Below are 5,167 nucleotides of genomic sequence, written 5' to 3' on the forward strand. Positions count from 1 at the left end.
CACGCAGGAGGCCCGCAAGCGTGAGGCCGAAACGGAGTACGCCGCTGCCGAAAGGCGGCTCGCCGCCGCCGAAGTCGAGCAGCGTGCCGCCGAAATCGAGGATGAGGCGAAGCTGACGCCGCGCGAGCGGGCGGTCCGCAAGGTCGCGCGCATGGCGTTCGCGGCCGGCGCGGTGTTCGTCGGCCTGGAGGCTGACGGCATCCACCCGGAGCTGTGCCGGGTCGTCTCGATCGCCGACGTGCAGCGCGAGTTCAACGTGTCGTCCACCGACACCGCCTCCAAGTACCGCCAGGAGGCCGCCGCGCTGATCGCCGACGGCTACCGCCCCTGATCCACCGTCCGGCACACACCAGTGAGGGCCAGCCCGAAGGAAGCGGGCTGGCCCTCGCTGCGACTGCCGGAAGCAGTCCAGCCCCACCAGTACACCAGGAGGGAATCCCCGCCGTGAACAGCAACAACGACCCGAACTACTCCCCTCTGCGCGACGTTGCGCAGAGCCCGGAGGCAACCGCCCGGTACCTGGCCGACGTTCAGCGGGTCCTGCTGGACATCGGCAAGAACCTGGAGACCCTCGCGCACGAGACCCGCGTGCACCTGCGTGACACGCACGTGGAGGGCGACCGCTGGTACCACGCCCGGCTGCGGGCGATGCCCGTGGAAAAGGCCCTCGGACAGGTCCTCAAGAACCTGAACAACCTCACCGAGGGCCTGGAAAAGAGCGCCTATAAGCGCCGTGCCCACGACGAGGCCGTGGTGAATACGGCCAAGGACAGGAAGGAAAAGGAGCTGGAAAGGCAGCGGAAGAAGAACCCGCCGAGCCTCCAGGCCGCACCCAATCCGCCCCAGCAGGGTGCGCAGGGCCAGAATTCCGGGTATGGTGGTCCCACGTCGATTTACGACCTCGGTAAGAGGGAGTCGGCGTGACGCGCCCCCTCAGCAGCGCCGAACGCTCCATTCAAGGGCGGAACCGCTGGCTGCAGGACGAAGAGCGCAAGGCGATCGAAAGTCGCGGGGAAGTCGGCCGGATGGAATTCTGGCTCCGCGTTACTCGGTCCGAAATCACGAGGGAAATCAAGGCCGGACGCGGCGATGCCATCGCCGCTTTCACGCTGGTCTGCCGCCTCTTCAAGCTGGTCCTGGAGAAGCGGCAGGCGGGCGACCCGCGGCTGTTCGACCACCTCATGCAGTACGCGGACACCGTCCTGAAGCAGCACGGCCCGCGTAACTGACCGTCACCCACGAAGGCCCCGCCGGGCTCCGGCGGGGCCTCGCGCGCGTAAAGCGTGCACACGTGCACGTGCACGCGCGTGCACACGAGACCCCACCGTCTGTCAAGTCCCCTGGAAGGGAGGTGCCCGTGTCCGACGACCCCGACGACACCGGCGGCGGAACCCTGGTCCACGGCCCGTGGAGCGGCGATTCCACGTACTCACTGCCGCCGACGCCGGATTTCATCGACACCATTCCGCCGCCGGAAGACATTCCGCCCGCTCCCCCGGAGAGCCCGGAGGAGACGACGATGGAACTGCCGCCGATTCCGGCCGTCCCGGACCCGTCCGCTGCGCTGCGCTCCGAAGGAATTGCCGCACCGGAAACCGGCGAAGATGAAGGCGAATACGAGGAAGGCGAATATGAGCAGCCTCGTTCTCTCGCTGACCGTCTCGGTGACTGGTTGGAATTCCGCCTGGAAATGGCGCGGGCCAATCACGAAAGCGAAGCGCCTTTCCGTGAGGCTGAAATAGCACGGAAGGCGGCGCTGCTGGAGGGCCGCACCGCGCAGGAAGTCGCGATGATGGAGCAGAACGGAAAGCTCCACGCCGCGATGATGAAAGCGAAGGGCGACAAGGCGGCGGCGCGCGGAAAGGCGGACGCCGACCGCACGAAGTCGTCCGCTTCCGGCCTGGGGGCGGACAAGGGCCGCTCGAAGGCCGGCGGCGGGGGCGGGTCCTCGCGCGGCGGGGGCGGCAGCGGTGCCTCCCGCAACAACTCCGGCGCCGGGCCGAACCGGTCCGGATCCTCCCGCGGCTCCAACTCCGGCGGCCCTGGCGGCCGTTCGGGAACGGGATCGACCGGGGGCGGCGGAGGCGGCAAGGGCGGCACGAAGGGCTCCCAGTCGGGCTCTGGCGGCCGCGCAGCCGGTTCCGGGCGCAGCGGTCCGTCCGGGGGGTCGAAAGGCTCTCAGACGGGCTCTGGCGGCTCCGGCCGGAACGGCAACTCCCGTGGTGACGGCGCCAGTCAGGCATCCGGTGCCCGCGTGGAGCGGGCCCGCGGCCGCCAGGAGCGCGCCGGGGTCCGGCAGGCCGGGCGGCAGGAGCGGCGCACCGCCGGGCACGCCGCCGGTGTCGCAGACCGGAGCAAGGACCGCGACCAGGCCCGCGCCCAGCGGCAGCAGGCGTGGGAGGACCGCCGGGCCAAGAAGGCTCAGCGGGCGGAGGCGCGGAAGGCGAAGCGGGAAGCCGCGGCGTCGGCTGACCCGGGCCGCACCACGCTGGGCAAGGCCATCGGTGAGGAAGCCCAGCGCCGCTTCGACAAGCGCCGCGCCGACGCGAAGGCCGCGGCCGATGCGAAGGACGCCAAGGCGGCCGGCACCGAGAAGGTGGACCTGACCAAGGACAAGGACAAGGAGTCCAAGGCCAAGGGCACCGACGGCAAGGACGCCAAGACCGGCAAGGACGCCCCCGACGGGGCCTCCAGCGCCGCGAAGGACGGCAAGGCGGGTGACACGCCGGGCACCGACTCAACGGCCGGTGACGGGGCGTCTGACGGTGCGAAGAAGCGGCGGCGGTTCCGGCGCCGGCGCACGGGCAGCACGGGCCGGGCCGGACGGCGCGGACGTACCCGCCGCACCGGTCGCACCGGCCGGACGGGGCGCGGTCGCACGGGGCGTGCCGGTCGGCGCGGCCGTTGGGCGGACAGCCCGTTCGGCGCGGAGGACTCCACCCCGACAGTGGAGTGGCCCGACCGCCCCACCCGCCCGCCGCGCACCGACGCCAAGGGCGAGGACGACATCGTCGACGCCGACATCGTCCCCGACGGCCCGGCGGCCGTCACGACCGGCGTGCGGGGCCTGCCGCCCGCGCCGGAGCGGCACACCGCACGGCCCGGCACCAGTCGGCCGACCAGCACGGAAGGGAGCAGCGTGAGCAGTTCGGAGGTCAGCAGGCCGTCCGGCGCGGGCGGCCTCGCCGCCCAGCACCGCACGGACATCACGTTCGGCGAGTACCTGATGGAGATGGCGAACATCGCCATCCAGGCCGCGTCCGACCAGGAGCGGGCCGAAGCCCTCGCGGAGGCCCTCGACAAGGTCGCCGACGCCCTGCGGGACATGGCCGCCGACCTGATCGGCGACCACAACGTCAGCACCGAAGTCACCGAGCTGATCTCGGACCTGGCCGACTCCGCGGCCCGGTTGAAGCAGCTGGCCGAACGGTGCGCGTCCGAGTGCGGTCTGGCCCTGGAGGCCGCCAAGCTCGCGGCCGCGATGGTCGCCCGCGTGTACGGCCAGGACATGGCCGCGAAGGAAGAAGCGGGCCTGAAGTACACGTCGGCCGCCGCCCACCACGACTAAGACGAGGGAGGAAACCCGCTGATGAGCAGCGAACTCGCACCCCGCCCCAGCAGCGCGGCGCCCGCCGTGGCCGACGGCGACAACCGCTACAAGGCCGTCCAGACCAAGCTCGACGCCCTCGGTCGCGCGCTCGACGACGCCGGGCTCGGCCTCGAGGAACTCGTGCGCAGCATCGCGAAGAACCGCAAGCGTGCCGAGGACGCGGCCCGCGACGTCGCCAACGCGGAACTCGACCCGAAGTTCGTGGAGCTGACCAGCAACGTCGGCGTCGCCCTCGGGGGCGCCGGCGTGCAGGTCAAGAAGCTGCACGAGACCGCGCAGGAGACCGCCGACCTCACCTACGAGACCAAGCGCACCCACTCCAAGCTGTACGGCGCGCTGGACGACATCCGCTCCAACCGGCGCGAGAGGACGCCCAAGCCGGGCTTCTTCAACGACTGACCCCCACTCCCCCACCCACCCCGCCACGGGCGGCCCCGCAGATCACGGGGCCGCCCGTACCGTTTCCCGAAGGAGAAGCCGGTGACCACGCCGCGCAGTGTCGCGCTCGAACGCCTCGCCTACACCCTCGCCGCGCCCGTGCTGGCCGTGGCCCCCAACGTCTACCCCGACAGCCCCGTCAACCAGGTCGTGCAGCTCGCCGGCGCGGCCGGGCTCGGCGCATGGTTCCTCGCCTACAAGAGCGATGAGCCCGGCGCCGGGCGCAAGATCCTGCGCTGGTCGCCGCTGGTCCTGGCCGCCGCCGTCGACGTCGCCGCCGGGCACACCACCGGCTTCGGCCCGTACTGGCTGGACGGGCTGCTCGCCGCCGGATGGGCGGCGGCCGGCTACCTGGTGATGCCGTTCTCCCGGCACACCCGCCGCCGTCACCGTCCCGCCGTCGCTGCCCCGGCCCCGCAGCCGGTACTGGCCGAAGCGCCCGAGCCGTCCCCAGTCGTCCCGGACGACGGAGCCGACCTGCTCACCCGCGACGCGCGGCTGCTGTGGGAGCAGGCCGGGATGCCCGGCCGCACGCACATCGTCAAGGCCACCCGCCACACCGGCATGCAGCACGACATGACGATCCTGCTGCGCGCCTCGGAGACCGGACGGCCGATCACCGGCCTCACGGAGGCCGCGGTCGCCGCGCCGTTCGGCGTGCACTCCAGCGACGTGGTCCTGGCGGAGGTCGCCATCCAGCCCGGCCGCCAGGGCGGACCCGGCTGGATGGAGGCCCGCATCACCCCCGACGCCAACCAGCGCCGCCGCAAGGCCCCCACCGACCAGGAGCGCTGGATGGACAAGGTCGGCTCGCCCAAGGGCGGCGCCCCTGGCTCCGAGCTGGTCCACAAGACCCGCGACGACGAACGCGGGGTGACGTTCTACCGGGCGAAGATGTCCGACTCCACCGAGACGCCGCGCATCGACCTCGCCAAGGTCTGCCGCGGACTGAAGATTCCCGAGGACGACTCCTGCGTGTTCGTCCTCGTGGACGGCAGCGAGTTCCTGATCAGCGTGTTCGATGAGCCGCCGCTGTCGCAGATCTTCCGGGCGACCCGCGAGCTGCTCACCCCGGACGACAAGGGCATGTACGTGTGCGGGTACACCATCACCGGCCAG

5 protein-coding genes and 2 pseudogenes are annotated in these 5,167 nt (G+C 71.7%); 6 read left to right on the top strand and 1 reads right to left on the bottom strand.

What is annotated here, in order from left to right; genetic code table 11:
• The 3 genes and pseudogenes from SZN_RS41745 to SZN_RS35165 form a co-directional block, all read left to right on the top strand.
• Positions 1–331, top strand: a pseudogene (locus SZN_RS41745) (DUF2637 domain-containing protein); the annotation flags it as partial.
• A 113-nt stretch (positions 332–444) separates the two neighbouring features.
• Positions 445–924 carry a hypothetical protein gene (locus tag SZN_RS35160; protein WP_007504808.1) on the top strand — a complete coding sequence of 160 codons (480 nt, stop codon included), beginning with the start codon at positions 445–447 and terminating at the stop codon, positions 922–924.
• Entirely contained in the window at positions 921–1,229 is a 309-nt protein-coding gene (locus SZN_RS35165; RefSeq protein WP_007504810.1) for a hypothetical protein, read from the top strand. The genes SZN_RS35160 and SZN_RS35165 overlap by 4 nt, the downstream gene beginning before the upstream one ends.
• Before the next feature lie 200 nt (positions 1,230–1,429).
• Here SZN_RS35165 and SZN_RS41150 read toward each other — a convergent pair whose 3' ends face one another.
• The gene (locus tag SZN_RS41150; RefSeq protein WP_139063664.1) at positions 1,430–1,816 is read right to left on the bottom strand and encodes a hypothetical protein; all 387 of its coding nucleotides are present in this window, start codon (positions 1,814–1,816) and stop codon (positions 1,430–1,432) included.
• A 438-nt stretch (positions 1,817–2,254) separates the two neighbouring features.
• Between SZN_RS41150 and SZN_RS35170 the strand changes: the two genes are divergently transcribed.
• From SZN_RS35170 to SZN_RS35180, 3 genes and pseudogenes are all read left to right on the top strand, one after another.
• On the top strand, positions 2,255–3,568 hold the full coding sequence (locus SZN_RS35170; RefSeq protein WP_244313480.1) for an ATP/GTP-binding protein: 1,314 nt from the start codon (positions 2,255–2,257) through the stop codon (positions 3,566–3,568).
• A 21-nt stretch (positions 3,569–3,589) separates the two neighbouring features.
• Complete coding sequence (locus SZN_RS35175; protein ID WP_007504814.1) at positions 3,590–4,009, top strand: hypothetical protein; 420 nt, start codon at positions 3,590–3,592, stop codon at positions 4,007–4,009.
• 81 nt (positions 4,010–4,090) lie between these two features.
• Positions 4,091–5,167, top strand: a pseudogene (locus SZN_RS35180) (chromosome segregation protein ParM); the annotation flags it as partial.

The sequence above is a fragment of the Streptomyces zinciresistens K42 genome, assembly GCF_000225525.1.
GTDB classification, from domain to species: domain Bacteria; phylum Actinomycetota; class Actinomycetes; order Streptomycetales; family Streptomycetaceae; genus Streptomyces; species Streptomyces zinciresistens.

Excerpts from the sequence above, each read along its gene's own strand:
- SZN_RS35175 (WP_007504814.1), top strand. The coding sequence starts at position 3,590 with ATGAGCAGCGAACTCGCACCCCGCCCCAGCAGCGCGGCGCCCGCCGTG.